Origin of the sequence: Paenibacillus tengchongensis, assembly GCF_008973665.1 — a bacterium.
GTDB classification, from domain to species: Bacteria; Bacillota; Bacilli; order Paenibacillales; family Paenibacillaceae; genus Paenibacillus_AQ; species Paenibacillus_AQ tengchongensis.
Map to the genome: position 1 here is coordinate 17,901 of NZ_WACP01000019.1, position 21,157 is coordinate 39,057.

Here is a 21,157-nt window from a genome sequence, read left to right on the forward strand (position 1 = left end):
TTGAGCTGAGTATGGATTCCCCCATACTCAGCTTTTAATTAAGGAGAATGAAACATGGATACGGAAATCCTGCACATGGCTTCGCTTGCTGACCTGGAAGAAATGTCAAAGCTGAATATCCCTTTTATGAAGGAGCTTGCTGCAGAGATTCAGGCCTGGCGCAGCGGACTTATCCGGTGGGACGTGCTCAGGATCAACAATACCATTATGGGATGCCACCGGACGGTTTTGCTGTCAGGCTGGGGATTCCTGTACGGTGTGTATGTCCGTCCCGAGAACCATAATATCTGGAGCTGCTACAAGCTTGTTCAGCATGCGGTGGAATCGTTGTCGGCAAGCATGACTGAAGGCTTTATGACCTGGATTGACGATATGCCCTCCTGGAAGTCTGTGATGATGAAACGACTGGAATTCAGTGCTTCAGGCACGCCGGTGTACCGTTTGTTTTTTGAGGACAGCGGACTGCAGAAGCTGCGGAAGGCGGAGCTGGCTGACGACTCCTGCCGCTGGCGGCTGGCCGTTCCGGGAGATAGTGCCGCTATAACTGATCTTGCACAGCATCAAAGCTCGTTCATCGACAGCGTTAATCTGCAGCATGACTTCGAGGATGCCAACGCCGGCTGGTATGTCGGAGAGAACATCCGGGGAATGGCCGCGGCGATCCGCTGGTGTATCTATGGAGATACACTGTTCTTAATGTTTACCCTTTCCTCCAGTCCGGAGCTGGATATAACCGCAGCAGTGATTCAATTGCTGGCTGAAGTGGACCGTGACGGCATCGCCACATACAGAATTAATCTGGAATATCTGCGAAAAATCACCCTCTTGCGTCTTTCGGGCTTCTCGCCCTACACCAATGAATGCGGCCATGAGACGAATTACTTGTACAAATCCATTAAAGGGACAATCCTATGCGAAACTACAAAGTAATGCTGGTCAACCTCAATTCGCTGCCGGGTCTGGGATTTAGCCCTGTGTTTCCGGTCGGAGCCAATTATATCCGCTCATTGCTGCTGGAGATGGGCGCCGAGGTATCTTTTATCGACTTTGTAAGGCGGCCGGATTGGCTGGAAAGCCTGGACTTTGCTGACGGGGAATTCGACTGCATCGCCTTCTCTATCAGAAATCTGGATTCCATGGAATTGGATGGGGAGTATCTGGTGGATGATTATCTGAAAATGACAAACTTGATTATAAATCGGGGAAAGCAGCGGAATCCCCATGCGAGAATTCTGCTGGGAGGCAGTGCCCTTTCCGCCTATCCGGAAGGGTTAGCCGAAGTCTTTCCCTATGATGCCGCGATAACCGGCGACACGGAGGAAAGCTTATTTCAGTTTATCCGTAATCATATCAGGGATATGCAGGGAGAACGGCATATCGCTATTGCCGGGGCTTGCCCTGAACGCTTCGCTTTTGAAATCAGATATGAACCGGACCTAGTGCGGGCCTATATGGCGATCGGGGCAGGACAAATCGGCATTCCTACCCGGTGCGGAGGCCGCTGTCCGATGCAGTGCATTTATTGCTCCTACGGCCTGCTTGACCGGGACACCAATTATACCCGGTCCCTGGAACATTTGCGCAGCGAGATTCTTCACCTGTACGAGATCGGTGTAAGAGAGCTTTTTTTTACGGACTCCATCATCAATATTTCGCCGGGCCATGCCCGCAATCTTTGCCATTTGCTGATAGAGCTCAACCTGCCCGGCCTGGAATGGACCGCATACGCCAGGCCCACGGTAAATGAGGAGTTTCTGCGGCTTGCCGCACTTTCCGGCTGCAAGGCCTTGAGCGTTTCGTTCGATACCTTCTCTCCCGAAATGCTGACCAGTCTCAGAAAAGGGTTCTCCGTTCAATCCGCCGGGCGGTTTATTGAGCTGTGCAGGAAGTATGAAGTCAACCTCATAGGCCTGCTGTTGTTTGGCGGACCGGAAGAAACGGAGTTGACCGTCAGGGAGACCTGCGAGTTTGCCAACCGTTATCTGGAACCGGGACAGCTGTTCTTCTCCTTCGGTATCCGGGTCTCACCGGGAAGCGGACTGCAGACGCTGCTTGGACAACCCGGGGATGAACTGCTGGCTCCGCATTTTTTAGGCTTCGATGAGCGGATCTTTGATTATGTGCTGACTCATCTCGACGGTCGGTTCGTATCTATGAATCTGCTGCTCAAGATCAGCAAGTGGCGCGCTGCCTATAAACAAATGAAGCCCAAAGCAACCGCACATCCCCGTCATACGATGGTCTGTCCGGAGCTATAAGCCCCTTCAAAGAGGTGAACTTTAATGGATACGTTCAATGAGTATTTGGAGCTGTGGGCGAACCGCAGAAGCGAAAGCCTCGCACTGGCGGATGCGGAGCTGGAACTGACTTATGGCCAGCTCCTGTTCAAGGTTCGCGAATTGCAGGGCTACCTGTACGGGTTGGGGCTGCGCGAAGGCGACATCGCCGGAATATCAAGTCCCCGCAGCGTTTCCCTGGTGCTTCTGTACCTGGCTGCTTTAGGATTGGGGGTATCTGTCGTCCCTCTGCCTGAGCAAGGAGAGGCAGGGCAGATCCGCAAGATCCTGGATTTGATTCCTATGAATATCGTTATCCGGTATGAAGGATACGCTGACCCGGATAACCGGCAATATTCCATAGCCAGAATCAGCAGGGCGGCCCGTGACTGCGGAGAGGAGACCTGCGGCGTATTTATCCCCTATCAATTGGAGGGAAGCTGCAGCGGATTTGTCTCCCACGTTAACGAAGCCCATGCCGTCTACTATAACCTCACCTCCGGCTCCACCGGCGATGTCAAAGCCGTCCGCACAGGAAGCAGGGAGCTCATCCGCAATGCCTTACTGGTCAATGAGCGTCTGCCGCTCGAGAACGGGGACTGCTACTGCTGTTTATTTGCTACGGATATGCATCCCCATGAGTTGTTTACCCGGCCCATCATCTTCGGAGCCTGCGGTCTCGTGTTAGCCAATCATGATTTGCGGGGCTTCGGCCGCCATATGCGGCACCGGCAGATCACCCACTTACTTGCCACTCCCCATACCTTGTCCAATCTGCTAAAGCTGTGTCCCGCCGAAGAGGACTGGCAGAGTATCCGTTATCTGCTCGGAACCGGAGAACATGTTCCCTATAACCTTAGAGAAGGGTTTTATAACCGGATAGGGAAAAAGCTCATTTCCGTGTGGGGATGTACAGAGGCTTCAGGGATCGTACTCGTCATGCCGGAAGACATGTTTCTGGAGCAGGAGAGCATTCTCGGACTTCCCGTGCCCGGATATGAGCTGCAGATTGAACCGGACAGCGGCGAATTGCTGATCCGCGGAGAGTGCGTCATGAAGGGGTATTGGAGCTGGGCGGGCCGGCAGCCCGTCGACTTGAACGGCTATTATCATACCGGGGATACGGTTATGCGGAACAGTGAAGGCGTGTTCATATTTACAGGCCGGGCAGACTCTTTTATCAAGGCGGGAGGAAGACGAGTCTCTCTGCATGCGCTTGAACAGGAGCTTAGGAACATTGACGGTATAGGAGAGGTTGCCGCAGTCTATTCGGATACCAGTCATACTGTGGGCATCTTTTATTCAGAAGGAGTGCACCGCCGGCAGCTGTACCCTGAAATTCTCCGTTTCCTGAACCAGGCGCTTCCGTTCACGAAATTCCGCGTGCTGGGCTGCAGTGAGTTGCCGAAGCTTACCAGCGGGAAAGTAAACAAAAAAACATTGATGGCAAAGCTTCACTAAGGAGGAGCTGTATATGGAACCCCGGGAGTTCGTCTATCATTTGCTCTGCAGCCATTTTTCCGTGCAAACCTCAGGTATTCATCAGGATATGAAGCTGCGGGATTTGGGGCTGGACAGCTTTGATATTTTCTTTTTTGTTGCTGAATTGGAGAAGGAGCTGCAATGCAAAATTCCTGATCCGGACTTAATGACCTTTGAGCGGCTTAAGGATGTCATCGGATATATGGAGAAACAACAAGGGAAAGCGGGGGAGCGGGCTTGAACAAAGAAGAGATTATTCAGCTTTTGGGAACTGCCGGGGCCGAGCAGCAGCTGCTTTTTGAGCAGGCGCGGAATATTAGGAACGAGCACTTTCCGCAGGGTGTTTGCATCCGGGGCGTAGTGGAAGTGTCGAATCTGTGCATATGCAATTGCGATTACTGCCCGATGCGGCGCGACAATCTGAAGATGAACGAGGTGTTTGCATTAGACGAAAGCGAAATTCTGGGGGCTGTGGAACAAATCAGAACTTGCGGGATTCATACAGTCTTTTTGCAGGGAGGGGAGACTCCGGCAGGTACCCGAATGCTCGGAGGCGCGATCCGCAAGATCCGGTCCATGTTCGGGGATGAGGTGAATATCATTCTGAACCTGGGTGTGAAATCGGCCAATGAATACGCCTATCTGTATGAGCAGGGCGCAACGGGATATATTCTCAAATTTGAGACCAGTGACCGGATCAATCATGAACGGCTTCGCCATGAATCCCTCGATAAACGGCTGGAAGCGATTCGGCATTTGCTGGACATCGGATATGAGGTGGGCACCGGGATGATTATCGGCTTGCCTGGACAGACCCTGGACAGTATTGCCGACGACATTCTTCTGGCCCGGTCGCTGAATGTGCAGATGTGCAGTGTTTCACCTTTTTTGCCGGCGCCGCATACACCGCTTGGGAGCTGCCCGCACGGTTCCATCAACCTGTCGCTGAATGCCATCTCCATCATGCGGATCTTGTCGCCGGATTGGCTCATTCCTTCGGTAAGCGCACTGGAGAAGATCCGTGCGGGCGGCCAGGTTGCCGGGCTGAATGCCGGGGCCAACGTAATAACGGTAAACTACACGCCGAAGCGGGAATCCGGCAAATACCATATTTACGGTGAGAACCGTTTCGTAGTTACCCTGGGGCACGCGCTGCAGACGATTGCCGGAGCCGGACTCCGTGCTTCAGACGTATCCGTGAATCCGGCATCGGCGCCGGGCGCTATTCCGAAGGAGACGGATCATGAAATTGTATCAAGCTAAGCCTTCCCTGTTATTGGTCGACCAGGCCGGGAGGAATGCCGATGCTCCTGCCGGTTTACCGTTGTTTCCTTCTTATTATGTACGGGATACTGTTAACCGCAGGACGGTCGCCTTGGAGGCGGACATCTTCCAGTTGCTTACGCTGCTGATTCAGCCTACCTCTTATGCCGAGCTAGCCGCTCATTACGGGGAAGAGGAACTGCAGGGAATCCTGGATTTTTTAAATGAGCAGGAATTACTGTCGCCCGGTGCACCGGCAGCAGGCAGCGCCAGGCTGCTCCGGAGCGGCGGAGAGGCTCATCTGCAAGGCATCCCTCTGGCCCCCCGGACGGTGATGATCAACTGTACTCCCAAATGCAACTTGCGCTGTAAGCACTGTATCGTATCCGACAAGCACTACAAGCAGCAGGATATCCTGAGTCTGGATGATATGAGGGGATTTCTCGATGATCTCGATGCCTATGGCGTAGAGAATCTGGTGCTGTCGGGCGGGGAGCCTCTGCTGTGGCAATCGATCTATGAAATCATGGAAGATTCCCTGAACAGAAGCTACACGGTGGTTCTGTATACCAACGGCATGCTTATTAACGAGAAATGGCTGACGTTGTTCCGGCGGATTCAGGACCATAAGCCCGGCGGCCTGAAGCTGCATGTTTCGCTGGATGGCGGAACGCCGCAGACGCATGATAGCATCCGGGGAGTGAAGGGAAGCTTTCAGCGGATTACCGCTTCGCTTGAAGTGCTTAGCCGCCGGGGGATACCGGTAGCCGCCGTCGAAAGCATGGCCACTGCAGACCTGTACCCCGAACTTGAAGCGTTAATCTCTGTTTGCCGTCAATATCATGTCCACAGCCTGTATCTGCACCCCGTATTCAACTTTGACGGCAATCCGCAGATTCAAGAGCTGGAGCTGGATATGGATACCCGCGTTCGGTTCCTGCAGCGGATGAGTGAGCTATCCGCCGGCAGTCCCGGTGTCGAGCTCCGCTACAGCGACCCCTACTTTCCGGCGGGCCTTTTTCAGGAAGGACAGTCACGACCCCGGAGCGCCGCGGAGGAATTTCTAAACCGTATTCTCAGCGGGGATCACACGGTAATCGGCGAGTATGAGGTGAAGCCAAGAGATCCGGCGGTATTGATGAATTGCGACGGCGGAACCAGCCAAATGTTCGTCGATTACAACGGCGATGTCTATCCTTGCATGATTTATGCCAACTCGGGCAAGCCCGTTGACCATTGCGGGAATGTGACAAGAAATTCATTGCCGGAGGTCTGGAACTCTGAGGGCATGAACCGGGTAAGAAAGGTGAATACCCGGGAGGAGCTTACGGTTTGCGGAAAATGCGATTATTTCGACCGGTGCGGGCCGGCTGTCAAGAAGTGCAGAATCGCCTCGGAAATCGCATTGGGGGATTTCATGGGACCTTCCTATTTGTGCGTGAAGTATGCCGCCGAGTTGGGAATTGCCCCGCAATTGCTTGCTTCCTATCAGGAAGCTCTGCCGAAGTAACGCGGTTGTTATGGAAACGCAGGGAGAGGAAAAGCCATGAAGCGAAGATTATGGAACGGGTTCTCGTATTTTTTTATCAGAACTCCGATTGCCGCCCTGCTGATCATTGCCGGTCTGGGCGGAGGATTATTTGTTTGGATGAACAGCACGTATCTTCAGCATGACCTTACGGTCCCTGGAATAATGGTTGAGGAGGAGGACCGCATGCTTGTACGTGTGCAGGGCGATTATGATATGTCCGAAATCAGGCTTCAGGATATCACCCATTGGTATCTCAGCGCGGACGGAGGACGGTATCCGGGGACGATTGTGGATGTGGAACAGCTGCCGGAGGATCGAGCCCTGGACATCGAAGTCAGCCCCGGAGCATGGCTGCAGGCGAAGCTGGAAGCCGGAGAGGCTCCATCCGGACAGACCGTTTATGTTGATCTCCCGCAGGGCAGGCGGAGTCTATGGTTCAAAATGATTCATAAGGGAGGGAGCCTATGAGGGGGACCTTTTATGAACAGATGAGATCGCTTTGGCCTATCATCCGCAAATACAGATGGAGCTTCCTGAATCTGTTTCTCTGTGTGGTGGTTACCTCTGTCATCGGGATGGTTTACCCGTACATCTTCGGATTGCTGGTAGACGAAGTATTCTATCACCGGAACTTATCCTTCCTGACCTATATCGTCATCCTGTACGGCGTTATTTTTGCCGGGGAGCAATGCCTGCACATTTGCTTCAACAGCGTTTGGGCGTATCTGGCCACCCGTTTCTCATTCGATATCCGCAAAAAGCTGTACGACAGGCTGCTCACCTTGCAGCCGGCGTTTTTTACGACCAGCAAATCCGGGGAGCTTATGGCTGTCATTAACCGGGATACCGAAGAGGTTATGGCCTTTATCCATCTGAATGTATTTTTTCTGGCCGCCAATATCATCAAATTGCTGACGGCGGCGGCATTTGTTCTGTATGCCAGCTTTTATATGGGACTGCTGATGCTGGTGGTCATTCCGGCCGTTGTATTCGTAACGATGGCGTTCAACCGGGTGTTGAGAACAAGGCTGACCGAGCAAAGAGACCAGTACGGCCGTTTGATGAGCTGGTGCCTCGAAATGCTGTCCGGATTGCGGGATATCCGTCTGCTCGGCGCCGGCAAATACAGCTCCCGAACCTTTGTACATATGCTGATCCAATACATGCGCGTAAAGAACCGCTCCGGCAAACTGGAGTGGGCTGCGGAGAGAACCGTAAGCCTGATCAGCCTCTGCTCTGACCTTGCCTTGTACATCACAGCAAGCTATCTGATCATCCATCAGCATTTGACGCTCGGTGTGTTTATTGCAAGTATCGAATATTTTGCCAAGGGAAGCGACCTGCTGCAGCGGATCAGCGGCGCAAGCCGGAGTATCCAGCGGAATAAAGTGGCGGTCAGCCGCATCTTCTCTTTGCTGCAGGAGCCGGAGGAGGAGCAGCGGAGTGGCGCACCCGGCCTCCGGATTACGGAGGGGGAAATCGAATTTGCCAACGTCTCCTTCCGGTACAGGCCGGATACTCCCGTATTACAGAATATCAGCTTCAGCGTTAAGGGCGGAACGACAGTAGCGGTTGTAGGCAGGAGCGGCAGCGGGAAAAGCACTCTGATCTCGCTGCTGCTCGGCTTGTATAAGCCTGATTCCGGGGAGATCCGGATTGATGGCACCCCTATCGAATGCTGCAGTCTGCATTCCTTGCGCCGGGCGGTGTGCGCTGTTGCCCAGGAGCCCTTTCTGTTTGAAGGGACACTGCGGGATAACCTGCTATGGGGAAGCTCTTACCAGGAGGATAAGCGGCTATGGACCGCCTGCGAGAAGGCCTTCATTGCCGGATTTATCCGAACGCTTCCGGACGGCCTGGATACTATGATCGGGGGAGACAACAGCCTGGCGATGTCCGAAGGGCAGAAACAGCGTATCTCGCTTGCCCGCTCATTCTTGCGGAAAGCACGGATTGTCGTGTTCGATGAAGCCACCTCGGCACTGGACGGGGAGGCGGAAAGGGCTGTTCGCTCCCACTGGGACAGCATTGGCGGGAGCACCACAACGATTATTATTGCCCACCGGTTATCAACGATCCTCCATGCCGACAAAGTAGCCGTCATTGACCAGGGGCGGATCGCTGCTTACGGCCATCATTTGCAGCTTCTGGCAGACAGCGAAATTTACCAGAGACTGTTTTATGAGCAATATCAGGAAAGCGGGGCAGGGGCGGAATATGAAGACATCACTGCACAATATCAGGCTTAAGCTGCATTGGGTCCGTGCCTTCAGTGTACAATGGCAGCGCCGGAGATCCAATTTTGGCTGCCTTATCGGATTTAAGGCTTTGCTTCTCGGCCTGGGGCTGGTTGCCCCTTTGCTGTTCAAGCTCTTGATTGACCGGGTCATCGTGAACGGGCAATTAAACGCGCTGTGGCTGGTTTGCTCGGGGTATGTTGCCGTCTACATTGCCCAAACCGCCATAACCGGAGCTCAGGCGTTTGTAGGCAACAAATTCACCAACCATCTGACCTTTGCCGTCCGTTCAGCCGTCTGGAGCCGGTACATCACTATGCCGTTCAGCGAATACAGCCGGATGAATACCGGCGATCTGAAAGGCCGGTTGGATCAGGATGCGGACGCGGTAGACCGTTTGTTCAAAGTGCAGCTTCTGGAATACGGCTACAGCTGCGCTTACCTGCTGGCCGGCGCAGCTATGATGGCGGTATTCAGCTGGAAGCTGGCCCTGGTTGCTTTGCTGATGGTGCCCGTATCGTTCTGGATTACGCACAAGCTCGGTGTCGGGGCAAGGCGTGTCTCCGCCGACTACCGGCAGGTTTATGGACAATATGAAGGCTGGCTGCAGCATTCCCTTCAGCATTGGCGTGAGATTAAGGTGAACCGGATGGAGAAGCGGAGCTCGCTCAGATTCACGGAATATTGGCATGCCATCAGCAAGGTTTTTTTTCAGAAGGAAATGTATTGGTTCATGAACCGCGTTCTTCAGGAGTTCAAGGACTTGTTTATTACGAGGATGAACCTGTACTTTCTGGGCGGGCTGCTGATCCTGCACGGGGAGATGACGATCGGCAGTCTGCTGGTGTTTATGAAATACTATGAAATGCTGTTTACGCATCTGGGAATTATGAACGATCTGGATATGCAGTTTACCGGCGACCTTCCCGGTCTCGATAAGATTAAGACGCTGCTTGCGGATGAAGCACAGGGTGTGCGTAAAGAACGGCGGGCCCTCTTAGAAGTTCAGCCCGGCGATACCGTTCTGAGCGCCAGCGGGGTCTCCTTCGGTTATGAGGGAACAGCTGCTGTTCTTCAGAATATTTCCTTAGATATCAGGTATGGGGCGAGGGTAGCTATCGTGGGGCGGAGCGGCTCCGGTAAAAGTACGCTGGTGAAGCTGCTGCTGGGAATCTATGCTCCGCATGAAGGGAGTATCCGGCTGGCCGGGAAGGAGCTGCATCAGATCGGCGAAGCGGAATTGCGGCGGATGGTCGGCGTGGTGATGCAGAATCCGGCCATTTTCAATCTGTCCATTCTGGAGAATGTCAGGCTAGCCAGGCCGAAGGCCTCCACAGCTGAAATTGAAGCGGCCTGCAGACAGGCGGACATGGATGAATTTATCCGCAAGCTGCCGCAGGGATATGAGACCGTAATCGGCGAGAGGGGTGTGCAGCTCTCCGGCGGCCAGAAGCAGCGGCTGGCCTTGGCAAGGGTCTTTCTGTCCGACGCCCGGATCATCCTGTTGGATGAAGCAACCTCCATGCTGGATCATGTCACGGAAGCTTCAATACATCATGCTTTTGCCAATCTGCCTGCTGACCGGACGGTAATTACCATTGCCCACCGTCTCTCATCGGTCATGTATGCAGACGATATTATGCTGCTGGATCAAGGTCGGATAGTGGATCAGGGCAAGCATCAGAAGCTCTGGGAAGATAATGGACTGTATCGTTTGCTGTTTGAGCAACCTGCCGGGACGGGCGTTTCTTCGCCTGGACGTTGACTCTTGGGACAGCAGCGGGACAGGAAGCCAATCCGCGGCGGCCGCGGTTCGCTTTGGCTTTCGGCTGAATATGATTGCTGTAAATCCATTTCCGGGAGTGTGTGTGGGATGAGAAGAGCGGCAAAGCCCGTCAGCCAAAAGCGTCCATCGGCAAGACCTGCGGTACCGAAACGCCGCATGGCCCGCAGAACGAGCGCGGTAAACGTCAATTTTGCGGTCATCGGCGATAGCCATGTAGGATTTGGCAACAGCTCCGCCATCTTTAAGAACCTGCTGCCCAAAGCGGTGAGCGGGGGGAACAAGCGGTTTGTGATTTTCGGCGGGGACAATACTCAGGCAGGGGCCAATCACGGCGCGCAGGCGGCAGCGTATTACCAGGATTTCAAGAATACAGTCGACTCTACGCTGGGAAACATTCCTTATAAGGCTTCGATCGGCAATTGGGAGGCCAGCACCCGGCCTCTGTTTACGCAATATTTGGGGGCGGTAACGGGACAGCGGGATTTTCCGGGAACGCAGGGGAAGGTCAAGTATGTGTGGCTGGATTGTGCGCTGGGAGCCTTTTCGGCGGACAGTCTGAGGCTGCTGCGGAATCTGGGCGATCAGTACTACTACATTATTGATTTTCACTGGCCGCTGCGGATAAGCGGAATTACCGTGGACAGCAGCCATGTGCTGAGCGCGGCGGAAACGGCCAAGTTCTTTGCGGCGATACCGGCTAAGGTTAGAGACCGGGTGCTGGCGATCTTTACGCATCACGGGCATAAGTTCTACCGGAAGCTGAGCAATATTTACAGCGGCTATCCTAAGACCAAATTCTTCGTCACCGGCTGCTCAGGCGATTATAAATGTAAACCGGACGGCAGCCGGGGCTATTACAATGCCACAATAACGATTAACGGCAGCAATTACAGTGTGGATGCTTACCGGGTACAGGTGTAGTAGTATAGGCCGTACTCTGCAAAAGCCGCTTTCTCTCACAAAATTGATTTTTCGCATACAAAGGTTCGTTTACCCTCGCGGTGGTCCATTGTATTCGATTTTTCGCATACAATGGGTCTGTTTACGCTGATGGTGGCAGAATGTATTCGATTTTTCGCATACAATGGGTCTGTTTACGCTGATGGTGGCCCATTGTATTCGATTTTTCGCATCCAATGGGTGCGTTTACGCTCGCGGTGGCCCATTGTATTCGATTTTTCGCATACAATGGGTGCGTTTACGCTGACGGTGGCCCATTGTATTCGATTTTTCGCATCCAATGGGTGCGTTTACCTCGCGGTGGTCCATTGTATTCGATTTTTCGCATACAATGGGTGCGTTTACCCTCGCGTAGGCCCATTATATTTGATTTTTCGCATACAATGGGTCCGTTTACGCTGACGGTGGCAGAATGTATTCGATTTTTCGCATACAATGGGCTTGATTACGCTGACGGTGGCAGATTGTATTCGATTTTTCGCATACAAAGGGTGCGTTTACGCTCGCGGTGGCCCATTGTATTCGATTTTTCGCATACAATGGACCTGATTACGCTCGCGGTGGTCCATTGTATGCGATTTTTCGCATACAATAGGCCTGTTTACCCTCTTGGTGGCCCATTGTATTCGATTTTTCGCATACAATAGGCCTGTTTACCCTCGTGGTGGCCCATTGTATTCGATTTTTCGCATACAATGGGCCTGATTACGCTCGCGGAGGCCCGTTGTATTTGATTTTTCGCATACAATAGGCCTGTTTACCCTCGCGGTGACCCATTGTATTCGATTTTTCGCATCCAATGGGTGCGTCTTCTGTTGTTTCCAGCTGGTATAATTGCACAGAATAAAACCGCCTACTAATCTTAGCTTAGTAGGCGGTTTGGTCGTACAAAACTGCAGCTAGCGACCGTGACCTCGGAGGTCCAAGCCAGAACTAATCTTGACAAGCACCCGAGTTACTGCACGCTCAAATTATCCCAGTTCTTCTGGAACTCCTTCAGCATGCCTTCTTTGGTCAGCTTGCCGCCGAGGTAGCCCTGGATGCTGCTGGACAGCTCGTTGGGCATCCCGTTCGGCAGGCGCGACCAGTTCCAGGTCAGAGCCTGGTCTTTATCGGTATAGGCCAACACTTCGGCGCCGAGCGCGCCGAGGTCCTCTTCCGTTCCCTCGATGCTGTCAAGCGCCGGGATGAATTGAAACTCCTTGGTGATGTACCGCTTGCCGGTATCGGAGGTAACCATCCAATCAAGGAAGACCTTGGCCTCTTCCTTCACCGGGGAGTTCTTGTTGATGACCCAGTTGCTGGGTACCCCGACGTAGAGCTTATCGTTATCCTCTGCCGTGTCGTCAATCGGCATCGGCAGGATGCCGAGATTCAGGTCCGGGTCGATGCCGTCAATCTGGCCCTGGGTCCAGTTGCCCTGCTGCATCATGGCCGCTTCGCCGCCCGCCAGCATCGTGACCTGGGTATTATAGTCGGTGGACAGCGGATTCGGATTCCCGAACTCGACGGTCAGATCCAGAAGATCCACCCACTGGCTGAAGACCGGGTCATCCGCAAAGGTCTTCGAGCCGTCGGTCAGTCCGGCGATGAAGGCGGCTGGGTCGGGCTGCTGGGCAAAAGCCACGTTCACATTGTGATTGCCGAGCACGAACCACTCCTGATAGCCGTTGGCAAAGGGCGTAATCCCGGCATCCTGCAATTTTCGGGCCGATTCCCGCAGCGCGCTTAACGTCACCGGCTTCTCGGTAATGCCGGCCTGCCGGAACAGGTCCTTATTATAAATGAAGCCGTATCCTTCAAGGTTCATCGGCATGCCGTAGAGCTTGCCGTCCACGGTCATCTGCTCGGCAGCCAGCGGCTTGACGTCCGGCGCCCAGCTTTCTCCGCTGAGATCCTCCAGATATTCCAGCCACATATCGCGTTCATTGTTGCCGCCGATGGTGAAGATGTCCGGCTCGTCCCCCGACGAGAACTTGGCGCGCAGCGAGGCGCCGTAGTCGGTGCCGCCGCCGACCGTCTGAATGTCCAGCCGGATCTCGGGGTGCTCCTTCTCGAACTCTGCCTTCATGGCAGTCAACGCTTCGGCGATCTCCACTTTGAACTGGTAAATATGCACGGTTGTCACTCCATCTTCATCGCTTCGGCCGCCGCATCCGGAGAGCAGCAGGGCCGGCAGCAATGCAGCGGAGAGGAGCCATCCACTTGTTCGTCTCATCATGCCTCATCCTTTCTGTCATTTTGCCTCGTTACGCATCAGCCCTTGACCGAGCCCTGGGCGATTCCTTCGATAATATATTTCTGCATCGCCAGGAAAAAGATGACGACCGGCGTTATGCCCAGCACCAGTCCCGGCAGCGCCAGATCCCACTGCTTCGTATATTGGCCGAAGAAGGTGTAGACGGCGATCGGAATCGTCCGCAGCGCCGGGTCCTGCAGAATGAGCGAAGGCATCAGGTAATCGTTCCAGATCCAAAGGGTGTTCAGGATGATTACGGTGACGATAATCGGCTGCATCAGCGGCAGCACGATCCGGAAGAAGGTGCCGTAAGGGCTGGTTCCGTCGACCTTGGAGGCTTCCTCCAGATCGATCGGCACCGATTTGACAAACCCGTGGAACAGGAACACCGTCATCGGTGCGCCGAAGCCCAGGTAGGCCAGGATCAGTCCGGCGGTGGAGTCCATGAAGCCAAGGCCGCTGACCACCTGCACGAGCGGAATCATAATCGCTTGAAATGGAATAACCATAGCTGCAACAAGCGCCACATACAGGACACGGTTATAGAGAATGTTGTTGCGGACCATTTTATAAGCACACATGGAACAGAGGAAAGCCAGCAGCAGGTTGCTGACAACCGTGACCACGAGTGAATTCACAAATGCATGCGGGAAGTTCGTTGCATTCCAGGCCTCACGGTAGTTGCTCCATTGCAGTGCCGCCGGAAGCGCTGCCGAATCGGACAGGATATCGCCGTAGCTCTTGATGGAGTTGACCAGCAGGAAATAGAACGGAACGAGGAACACAATCGCCAGCAGAATGCAGACCAGTTCCACCAGCAGCATCGGCATATTCCATTTTTTTGCGGTAGTTTCCATTACAGCTCCACCTCTCTTTTCTTGGTTGCCCGGACCTGCAGCATGGAGATGACGGCTACAATGATGAAGAAGATAATTGCCTTGGCCGAGCCCATCCCGAACCGGCTGATCGTATAAGCTTCATTGTAAATATTGAGCGCCACCGATTCGGTTGCCTTGAACGGGCCGCCTTTGGTCAGCGCCAGATTGAGGTCAAATACCTTGAAGGACCAGGAGATGGAGAGAAACAGGCAGACCGTGACAGCCGGCATCACCAGCGGAATCATCACATGGCGCAGTGTCTGCAGCCGTCCGGCACCGTCCACCTTGGAGGCTTCAAGGAGTCCCTTGGGTACATTGTTGATCGCCGAGATGTAAATCACCATGAGATAGCCGGCATTTTGCCAGACGAACACAATGACTACAGCCCAGAAGGCGGTACTCTCCGTACCGAGCCATGGAAGATTGAAGAAGGACCAGCCGGTGGCCGCTCCCAGTGAGGCAAAGCCCCGCACGAAAATAAACTGCCAGATGAAGCCCAGCAGCAGGCCGCCGATCACATGGGGCACAAAGAACACCGTGCGCAGCACATTGCGCGTAAACAGCTTGCGTGTCAGCACATAGGCGAGGGCGAAGCCGAGCAGATTGGTCAGCACGAGGCCGAACAGCGTGAATTTGGCGGTAAACCAGAACGAATTGAGAAAGGACGGATCCTTGGTGAAAATATGCAGGTAATTCCGCAGGCCCGCCCATGACGTATGCTGCGAGATGCCGTTCCAGCTGGTGAACGAATAGTACAGTCCGAGAAAGAACGGAATCAGCACGATCACAAAGAAAAACAGGGAGGTGGGCCCGACAAAAATAAACTGCTGCATCAGGCGCGATCTTTTTTTACGGTCCATCATTCTTCACCCCTTATCGGTAAGTTAAACATTTCATTTAATAACCGGATTGGCGAACAGGCGAATCAACAGCAGGACGGTAACAACTGGAACCCCCGGCTTGACAGGGCTGCAGTGTGTAGGTAAGGTAGACACGTCGGAGAACAAAAGGAGGCGTTTACAATTGTCGGAATTGCTGGGTAAACCTTTTATTACACAAATCGGTATTCTCGTTCATGACATTGAAGCGACAAGCAGAGCGTACGCAGATTTCCTGGGTGTGGACAAGCCGGAGATCGGGCTGACGGATACGGCCGACATCGCGCAGACCCGCTACAACGGTGCACCGACAGAGGCGCGGGCGAAGCTGGCTTTCTTTGACCTGGGCTCAGTGCAGCTGGAGCTGATCGAACCTGATCATGAGCCAAGCACGTGGCGGGATTATTTGAACGAGCATGGGGAAGGGCCGCATCATATCGCTTTTGTGGTCGAGGGAATGCAGGAGAAGATCACGCTGTTTGAAGGCAAGGGCTTTCCGCTGCAGCAGAAGGGTGAATATCCGGGCGGCCGGTATGCCTATATGGATACGTTCAAGGATTTGAAGGTCATTGTGGAGCTGCTGGAAAATGATAAAAAGCGAACCGGGGAGGGGTAACCGATGAATATTCTGATTACCGGAGCGGGACGCGGGCTTGGGGCCGAGCTGGCTGCCGAAGCGCTGGAGCGCGGGCACCGCGTCATTGCGGGAGTACGCACTCCGGAAGATCCGGGCCCGGCACTGACCGGACTGGCCGACGCGTATGGCGAAGCATTGACGGTAGCTTTGCTGGATGTACGGGATGAGGAGGGCATTGCGGCACTGGCCGCCGGCCTGCGGGAGCAGGGGGTGGCGCTCGGCGCCATCATCAACAATGCGGCGGTGCTGACTGCCCGCGATACGCCGATTGAGGAACTGGACTTCCAGGATATGCTGCTGACGATGGACATTAATCTGTACGGGCCGATGCGGGTGGTCAAGCATTTCCTGCCGCTGCTTACAGCGCCCGATGCGTCAATCATCAACGTATCTTCGGAAGCGGGAAGCATCACGAATGCTTATCCGGGGGACTATCCGTATTCCATTTCCAAAACGGCGCTGAATATCTTCTCGCAGCAGCTTCATGTATATCTGCGCGAGCGGGGTGTGCACGTGCTGAGTGTGCATCCGGGTTGGATGCATACGGATATGGGCGGATCGTCCGCACCGACGGACCCGCGCCGCAGCGCCGAGGGGATTCTTGATCTGCTGGAGCAGCGGAAGCCGCCGCAGGAGCATTTCCGGTTCGTCGATTATACTGGCAAGGATATGCCGATTTAGACAGAACTTTAGGGGAAAACCTAAAATGATAGAATAAAAAGGGACAGCAGTTTCCAAATTGCTGTCCTTTTTTTGATTTATATGCGAAATTATAGTTTTACAACAAATATTTTATATAATTTGATATCTTAAGAATGATTATGAAGAAAATAGCAATAAATTGTTGACCATTGGCTATATATTCAATATAATGTAATAGTATTCCAAATAGAAAGGAAGATAAAGTGTGAAGAAGAAAATAATGTTAGGTATTTTAACTGTTGCTGCTTGTTTTACTCTTGGATCCACTTCCTTTGCCGCCCCGTCTCCAACTGTTAGCTCTGTAGAACAGAATGCTGTAGTAACACCAGCTGCTACAAAGTACATTACTTATCAGACCATTTTACCGAAATCGTTATTCCCTACATTGAATGATATTCCTACGATAAACAGCTATTATGTCGATGGTTATAGTGGACAGTTGACCCTTATTTCCATTGATGCAATTACAGCCTATACTTGGACTGTTACTTATGGCGGATGGGTTACTAATTAATTCATTTGAGATGTTTGACACGATAGTGAAAGTGGCTTTAACGTAATAAAAAGCTCCTCATTTAGCAAACAGGTGATGAATCGCCTGCAGCTGTATGAGGAGCTTTTTTTGTGGAATATAGTTATTTACAAACTAACATTATTACTATCCTGTTTTCCATTTGCTGCGCGCTGCGGAAGCGCCAGCAGGACAAACGCGAGCAGGAACAGCAGCACGCAGAACCAGTACGCATGGCGGTATCCCGCCCACTCGGCGGCGGCTCCGCCCACCAGGCTGCCGGCCAGCCGGCCGATGGTGGTGGAATTGGAATACAGCGTCGAGGCATAGCCGGGCTGCTCGGGCAGCAGGTCCTGAATGTAGCTGATGCCGATGGCCGAGACTACGGCGACAAAGAACGCCAGCAGCACCTGGCCGGCGATAATCTGCCACAGCTGCGTGGAGGCTAGTACGACCAGGTAGTAAATGCCGCCCAGTACGATTCCCCAGCCCATCAGTGTGCGGTTGGAGTATTTGGCCGACAATACGCCGAGCATCAGCATCAGCGGAATTTCCAGCAAAGCGCAAATGCTGGCCACCGAAGCCACATTCTGCGTGCTCCCGTCCAGCACATTGATGATGAACAGCGATATGTTCAGGTTATTGAGCCAATGGGCGGAATACAGCAGAATCAGCACAATGAACGGAATCAGCACGCTGCGGTTGTGGTGCAGCTTGGCAGGCTGCCGGGCAGGTACGGCTGCCCGTCTCCCGGCTTCCGGCGGCTTGGCCCGCAGGTACAGCGAGCAGGCATTGATGAGAAAGATCAGCGCGGTACTGATGAAGATGCCCGGGAATCCGAAATATCGGATCAGAACCGATCCGGCCAAGGGTCCGATAATAAAGCCCAGCGAGAACATTGAGCGCAGAAACGAATTGGCAAAGGCGTGATCAGAGGAGTTGCCGGCATTGACCGCTTCGCGCGCGCTTGCGAAGAGCTGCGGCATGGCGGGCGCCCCGATGGCGGTGAAGAGGGTCATATAAGCCAGCAGGATATAAAAGTCATGGATAAACAAGTATCCTGCATAGGCCAGCGCATTGAACAGCATGGCAGCCACCATCAGCGCTTTGCGGTTCAGCCCGCTGTCGGAGCGGCGGGCGATGACCGAGCTGAGACCCACGCCGGCGATGAGCGTGACGGCCGTAAACAGGCCGAAGGTAGCAGCCGATACGCCCAGTCTGGTCGTGAAATAAACCGCCAGAAACGGCGAACTGATCGAAATGGCCATGCCCTGCAGCATCATGGTGACGGTAAACAGGGTGTAGCCGGGAATTTGAAACAGCTTATGTATTCGTGTGAGCATGACTGGACGAGTTCTCCTTTGTGCGGCCGGCCTGACGGCTGCCTGGTTATACGTTGCTGCCTGGTGAAACGCTCATTACTCTGTGATCCAGATGCTTCCGAGAATGAAATCAATCGTCTCTTTGTTGCGGCTGTACGCTTCCTTGCTCATCTGGATGCTCCCGCCCAGCCCTCTCGTGTTGTAGCCTTAGGCGCTTAGCTGGTTAGGATCGAACACGAAAAAAATACTGATATCTTCACAGCGGTCGTCGATATATTGCCTTCCCGTCAAGCCGCTTCCGGTCTCGAAATCTTCCACCAGGGAGCCTCCGGGATTACTCCAATCTATTGTCCCTATTTGACCATAGATACTGATTTGCTCCCCCGGCTGGTTATCCACCGAAACTGTGATGCCGGAGTCCGGCAGGCCTTCCCAATCGGCAGTGGGCTCGTAATTCTCCGTCCCGTATTCTTCGTAACTCCATTCTTGCGGAATGCTGACAGCGAAGTTGAACCGCGGATTTTCATATATGATTACGCTGTCCGGCAGAGTGCTTGCGTTGTCCGGGCTGCCCGACGGGCAGCCGCTCAGCCAGATGCAGGATAAGAGCGGCAACACAAGTCTGTTCAGTATACCATGTTTCATACAGATACTCCTCTCAAGAATCTGTGACAATAAGATGAGATTAATCACGGTCCGTCCGGAACGTACGTTCTATAATTGTCGGTAAAAAGGGAGGTTTTACCCGGGATGAAGGCAATCGAGCAATTTCTGATTACGGCAAAGCAAGCCACTTATGCGGGCAAAGGCCCGGCAGCGGAACCGACCCGCCCTCAGTCGCATGATCTGCAATACAGCGAAGGGAATCTGCAGTATATCGATACTTATTTAGGCTCGGCCAAGTTTGCCGGTGAAGAAGCGCTCTGGAAGGACGGCCGCCCGTTCTGGGCGATGAACTACATCGGCCGCGTGCTGGATGAAGGCTTCAGCAGCGATTTCCTGAAGGAGGCGCTGCGCCATGTTCCGGCGGACATGCCTTTTAGAGGACCTGCTGTCTTCCGGAGGGAGCGGTATACATACAAGTGCACAGTCAACGGAGATTTTGCCTGGTTCAGCGGCCGCGAAGAGATATGGTCCGGAGAAGTACGAGTGTATGAGTGTGTGTTTCATGGGGGAGAGATCGATTAAGCCTGTGCCGCTATTTGGTCAGGCAAGCTTTTGCACCAGACTTGAGCCGCCAGTGCCTATAACCAACGGACTGTACAGACGTTATTGGCCAAAAATAAGCGATTTGCAGGTGTATCGGACACAGTGGGCGTTATTGCTGGCATGTTGGCATAATGGAGAGCTGATTCACCTGCAATAAGGTCACTCGTGTCAGTTACGGTGCCCAATAAACGTAAACTTGAGAAATAAAGGCAATGGAGTCCGTAAACGCTGCGGCGAGGTGTGCAGGGAAGCGGCGAGGCGGGTTTAATCGCCGCCGCCCCCACCTCCACCACCGCAATCGCCCCCGCCCCCGCCGCCGTCTCCGCCGCTCCAGCCCCCGCCGTGGTCGCCGTGACCGCCGCCCCAGCCGCTGTCGTGGTGATGCCCGTGGTGTCCATGATCCCCGTGGTGGCCATGATGCCCGTGATGCCCGTGGTTATCTTTGTTGTCGTCCGTCCACAGCAGCGGATTGGCACCTGCAGCGAAGAAGCTGTCCGCCGGGTTGTTCCGTCTGCCCGTGTAGCGGCTGTTGCCAGCGCGCCCTCCAAACCTGTCCCTGTCGCGGAGCACCCCCCGCACTATAACAACAGCAATTACCAACATGATCGCGACAATTAAGCCCATAACGAACACTCCTTAATGAGAGTAAGTGTACAGCTTAAGCAAGCTGATTGTACCATAATTTAGTTCTTGAATTAATAAATGTTTTTTCTTGCTTAATACAACATTTGGGGGTATTCATTTGTGTTATAGGCAGAAGGGAGGAGAGAAATGGTGTCATCAGAAGAGTCCAGGTTAACAGACATATACAACAGGCATGTTGATATGGTCTTACGAATTTGTTTTATGTTTTTGAGAGACGAGGCTGACTCAGAAGACGCTGTACAGACAGTATTTCTTAAACTGATTCAAGCGGGTAAGACTTTCAACGATCTTGAACATGAAAAAGCATGGTTAATAGTTACAGCTCAAAACCATTGTAAAATAATTATTGAGCTTCTTTACCTTTATTATTTTGAAGGGTACTCGAGTAAAGAAATTGCTGATTTGCTGAGAATAAAAGATAGCACTGTTCGTACCCAGCTTAGGGTCGGGAGAAAGCAATCTAAATTGCATCAGCAAAGCAGCTTTAGCTGTTATTGCAGAAAGGAGCTCTTGGCCCGGATTCGGGTCGAGGGCTCCTTCTTTTGCTTCTGACTGGTACGTTAAACGAGCCATCCCTTATGGAGCATGGGGCAGCCGCTCC

Annotated in this window: 21 protein-coding genes; 15 read left to right on the plus strand and 6 right to left on the minus strand. The window is 53.3% G+C overall.

The genetic code is table 11. The annotated features are described in order from the left end of the window. Positions 1–54 precede the first annotated feature (54 nt). The 10 genes from F1381_RS25080 (at position 55) to F1381_RS25125 (ending at position 11,496) form a co-directional block, all read left to right on the plus strand. The gene (locus tag F1381_RS25080) at positions 55–930 is read left to right on the plus strand and encodes a hypothetical protein (protein ID WP_151737568.1); all 876 of its coding nucleotides are present in this window, start codon (positions 55–57) and stop codon (positions 928–930) included. Then, entirely contained in the window at positions 912–2,258 is a 1,347-nt protein-coding gene (locus F1381_RS25085) for a B12-binding domain-containing radical SAM protein (protein ID WP_151737569.1), read from the plus strand. Before F1381_RS25080 ends, F1381_RS25085 begins: the two co-directional genes overlap by 19 nt. A 24-nt stretch (positions 2,259–2,282) precedes the next feature. Continuing rightward, positions 2,283–3,737 carry a class I adenylate-forming enzyme family protein gene (locus F1381_RS25090; protein ID WP_151737570.1) on the plus strand — a complete coding sequence of 485 codons (1,455 nt, stop codon included), beginning with the start codon at positions 2,283–2,285 and terminating at the stop codon, positions 3,735–3,737. Positions 3,738–3,750: 13 nt separating this feature from the next. Further along, a complete protein-coding gene (locus F1381_RS25095; RefSeq protein WP_151737571.1) occupies positions 3,751–3,999 on the plus strand; it encodes an acyl carrier protein in 249 nt (82 codons plus the stop codon). Beyond that, complete coding sequence (locus F1381_RS25100) at positions 3,996–5,021, plus strand: biotin synthase BioB (protein ID WP_151737572.1); 1,026 nt, start codon at positions 3,996–3,998, stop codon at positions 5,019–5,021. The genes F1381_RS25095 and F1381_RS25100 overlap by 4 nt, the downstream gene beginning before the upstream one ends. Further along, complete coding sequence (locus tag F1381_RS25105) at positions 5,002–6,531, plus strand: radical SAM/SPASM domain-containing protein (RefSeq protein WP_151737573.1); 1,530 nt, start codon at positions 5,002–5,004, stop codon at positions 6,529–6,531. Before F1381_RS25100 ends, F1381_RS25105 begins: the two co-directional genes overlap by 20 nt. A 36-nt stretch (positions 6,532–6,567) precedes the next feature. Then, on the plus strand, positions 6,568–7,020 hold the full coding sequence (locus F1381_RS25110) for a hypothetical protein (RefSeq protein WP_151737574.1): 453 nt from the start codon (positions 6,568–6,570) through the stop codon (positions 7,018–7,020). After that, positions 7,017–8,801, plus strand: coding sequence for an ABC transporter ATP-binding protein (locus F1381_RS25115; protein WP_151737575.1), 1,785 nt, complete (start codon positions 7,017–7,019; stop codon positions 8,799–8,801). The genes F1381_RS25110 and F1381_RS25115 overlap by 4 nt, the downstream gene beginning before the upstream one ends. Next, positions 8,770–10,554 (plus strand): ABC transporter ATP-binding protein, encoded by a 1,785-nt coding sequence (locus F1381_RS25120; protein WP_187355561.1) that lies wholly within the window; start codon positions 8,770–8,772, stop codon positions 10,552–10,554. The genes F1381_RS25115 and F1381_RS25120 overlap by 32 nt, the downstream gene beginning before the upstream one ends. 108 nt (positions 10,555–10,662) lie before the next feature. After that, positions 10,663–11,496 (plus strand): metallophosphoesterase family protein, encoded by an 834-nt coding sequence (locus F1381_RS25125; RefSeq protein WP_151737577.1) that lies wholly within the window; start codon positions 10,663–10,665, stop codon positions 11,494–11,496. A 994-nt stretch (positions 11,497–12,490) separates the two neighbouring features. Here the strand turns inward: F1381_RS25125 and F1381_RS25130 are convergent. The 3 genes from F1381_RS25130 to F1381_RS25140 are packed head-to-tail and all read right to left on the minus strand — an operon-like array spanning position 12,491 to position 15,512. Beyond that, on the minus strand, positions 12,491–13,753 hold the full coding sequence (locus F1381_RS25130; RefSeq protein WP_151737578.1) for an ABC transporter substrate-binding protein: 1,263 nt from the start codon (positions 13,751–13,753) through the stop codon (positions 12,491–12,493). 38 nt (positions 13,754–13,791) lie between these two features. Continuing rightward, complete coding sequence (locus F1381_RS25135) at positions 13,792–14,631, minus strand: carbohydrate ABC transporter permease (RefSeq protein ID WP_151737579.1); 840 nt, start codon at positions 14,629–14,631, stop codon at positions 13,792–13,794. Continuing rightward, entirely contained in the window at positions 14,631–15,512 is an 882-nt protein-coding gene (locus tag F1381_RS25140; RefSeq protein ID WP_151737655.1) for a carbohydrate ABC transporter permease, read from the minus strand. The genes F1381_RS25135 and F1381_RS25140 overlap by 1 nt, the downstream gene beginning before the upstream one ends. Positions 15,513–15,675: 163 nt before the next feature. On the opposite strand from F1381_RS25140, the gene F1381_RS25145 reads away from it, so the two are divergent. The 3 genes from F1381_RS25145 (at position 15,676) to F1381_RS25155 (ending at position 17,383) form a co-directional block, all read left to right on the plus strand. After that, entirely contained in the window at positions 15,676–16,146 is a 471-nt protein-coding gene (locus tag F1381_RS25145) for a VOC family protein (RefSeq protein ID WP_151737580.1), read from the plus strand. A gap of 3 nt (positions 16,147–16,149) precedes the next feature. After that, positions 16,150–16,848, plus strand: a complete 699-nt coding sequence (locus tag F1381_RS25150) for an SDR family oxidoreductase (RefSeq protein WP_151737581.1) — start codon at positions 16,150–16,152, stop codon at positions 16,846–16,848. A gap of 226 nt (positions 16,849–17,074) precedes the next feature. Next, positions 17,075–17,383: a hypothetical protein gene (locus F1381_RS25155; RefSeq protein ID WP_151737582.1), complete on the plus strand. Its 309-nt coding sequence runs from the start codon at positions 17,075–17,077 to the stop codon at positions 17,381–17,383. 125 nt (positions 17,384–17,508) lie between these two features. On the opposite strand, the gene F1381_RS25160 is transcribed toward F1381_RS25155, so the two are convergent. Both F1381_RS25160 and F1381_RS25165 read right to left on the minus strand, forming a co-directional pair. Continuing rightward, positions 17,509–18,723: a sugar efflux transporter gene (locus F1381_RS25160; protein ID WP_151737583.1), complete on the minus strand. Its 1,215-nt coding sequence runs from the start codon at positions 18,721–18,723 to the stop codon at positions 17,509–17,511. Positions 18,724–18,909: 186 nt separating this feature from the next. Continuing rightward, positions 18,910–19,347, minus strand: a complete 438-nt coding sequence (locus F1381_RS25165) for a hypothetical protein (protein ID WP_151737584.1) — start codon at positions 19,345–19,347, stop codon at positions 18,910–18,912. A 105-nt stretch (positions 19,348–19,452) separates the two neighbouring features. On the opposite strand from F1381_RS25165, the gene F1381_RS25170 reads away from it, so the two are divergent. Next, a complete protein-coding gene (locus tag F1381_RS25170; protein ID WP_151737585.1) occupies positions 19,453–19,890 on the plus strand; it encodes a DUF5680 domain-containing protein in 438 nt (145 codons plus the stop codon). A gap of 285 nt (positions 19,891–20,175) precedes the next feature. Here the strand turns inward: F1381_RS25170 and F1381_RS28495 are convergent, their stop codons facing one another. Next, complete coding sequence (locus F1381_RS28495; RefSeq protein WP_187355562.1) at positions 20,176–20,535, minus strand: hypothetical protein; 360 nt, start codon at positions 20,533–20,535, stop codon at positions 20,176–20,178. 147 nt (positions 20,536–20,682) lie between these two features. Between F1381_RS28495 and F1381_RS25180 the strand changes: the two genes are divergently transcribed. Next, positions 20,683–21,108 (plus strand): RNA polymerase sigma factor, encoded by a 426-nt coding sequence (locus tag F1381_RS25180; protein ID WP_151737586.1) that lies wholly within the window; start codon positions 20,683–20,685, stop codon positions 21,106–21,108. The last annotated feature ends 49 nt before the right edge of the window (positions 21,109–21,157 follow it).

What these genes read in the sequence shown, in the direction of transcription:
- F1381_RS25080 (WP_151737568.1), top strand. Translation starts at nt 55, where the DNA reads ATGGATACGGAAATCCTGCACATGGCTTCGCTTGCTGACCTGGAAGAA.
- F1381_RS25085 (WP_151737569.1), top strand. Translation starts at nt 912, where the DNA reads ATGCGAAACTACAAAGTAATGCTGGTCAACCTCAATTCGCTGCCGGGT.
- F1381_RS25090 (WP_151737570.1), top strand. Translation starts at nt 2,283, where the DNA reads ATGGATACGTTCAATGAGTATTTGGAGCTGTGGGCGAACCGCAGAAGC.
- F1381_RS25095 (WP_151737571.1), top strand. Translation starts at nt 3,751, where the DNA reads ATGGAACCCCGGGAGTTCGTCTATCATTTGCTCTGCAGCCATTTTTCC.
- F1381_RS25105 (WP_151737573.1), top strand. Translation starts at nt 5,002, where the DNA reads ATGAAATTGTATCAAGCTAAGCCTTCCCTGTTATTGGTCGACCAGGCC.
- F1381_RS25110 (WP_151737574.1), top strand. Translation starts at nt 6,568, where the DNA reads ATGAAGCGAAGATTATGGAACGGGTTCTCGTATTTTTTTATCAGAACT.
- F1381_RS25115 (WP_151737575.1), top strand. Translation starts at nt 7,017, where the DNA reads ATGAGGGGGACCTTTTATGAACAGATGAGATCGCTTTGGCCTATCATC.
- F1381_RS25120 (WP_187355561.1), top strand. Translation starts at nt 8,770, where the DNA reads ATGAAGACATCACTGCACAATATCAGGCTTAAGCTGCATTGGGTCCGT.
- F1381_RS25125 (WP_151737577.1), top strand. Translation starts at nt 10,663, where the DNA reads ATGAGAAGAGCGGCAAAGCCCGTCAGCCAAAAGCGTCCATCGGCAAGA.
- F1381_RS25130 (WP_151737578.1), bottom strand. Translation starts at nt 13,753, where the DNA reads ATGAGACGAACAAGTGGATGGCTCCTCTCCGCTGCATTGCTGCCGGCC.
- F1381_RS25135 (WP_151737579.1), bottom strand. Translation starts at nt 14,631, where the DNA reads ATGGAAACTACCGCAAAAAAATGGAATATGCCGATGCTGCTGGTGGAA.
- F1381_RS25140 (WP_151737655.1), bottom strand. Translation starts at nt 15,512, where the DNA reads ATGGACCGTAAAAAAAGATCGCGCCTGATGCAGCAGTTTATTTTTGTC.
- F1381_RS25150 (WP_151737581.1), top strand. Translation starts at nt 16,150, where the DNA reads ATGAATATTCTGATTACCGGAGCGGGACGCGGGCTTGGGGCCGAGCTG.
- F1381_RS25160 (WP_151737583.1), bottom strand. Translation starts at nt 18,723, where the DNA reads ATGCTCACACGAATACATAAGCTGTTTCAAATTCCCGGCTACACCCTG.
- F1381_RS25165 (WP_151737584.1), bottom strand. Translation starts at nt 19,347, where the DNA reads ATGAAACATGGTATACTGAACAGACTTGTGTTGCCGCTCTTATCCTGC.
- F1381_RS25170 (WP_151737585.1), top strand. Translation starts at nt 19,453, where the DNA reads ATGAAGGCAATCGAGCAATTTCTGATTACGGCAAAGCAAGCCACTTAT.
- F1381_RS28495 (WP_187355562.1), bottom strand. Translation starts at nt 20,535, where the DNA reads ATGGGCTTAATTGTCGCGATCATGTTGGTAATTGCTGTTGTTATAGTG.
- F1381_RS25180 (WP_151737586.1), top strand. Translation starts at nt 20,683, where the DNA reads ATGGTGTCATCAGAAGAGTCCAGGTTAACAGACATATACAACAGGCAT.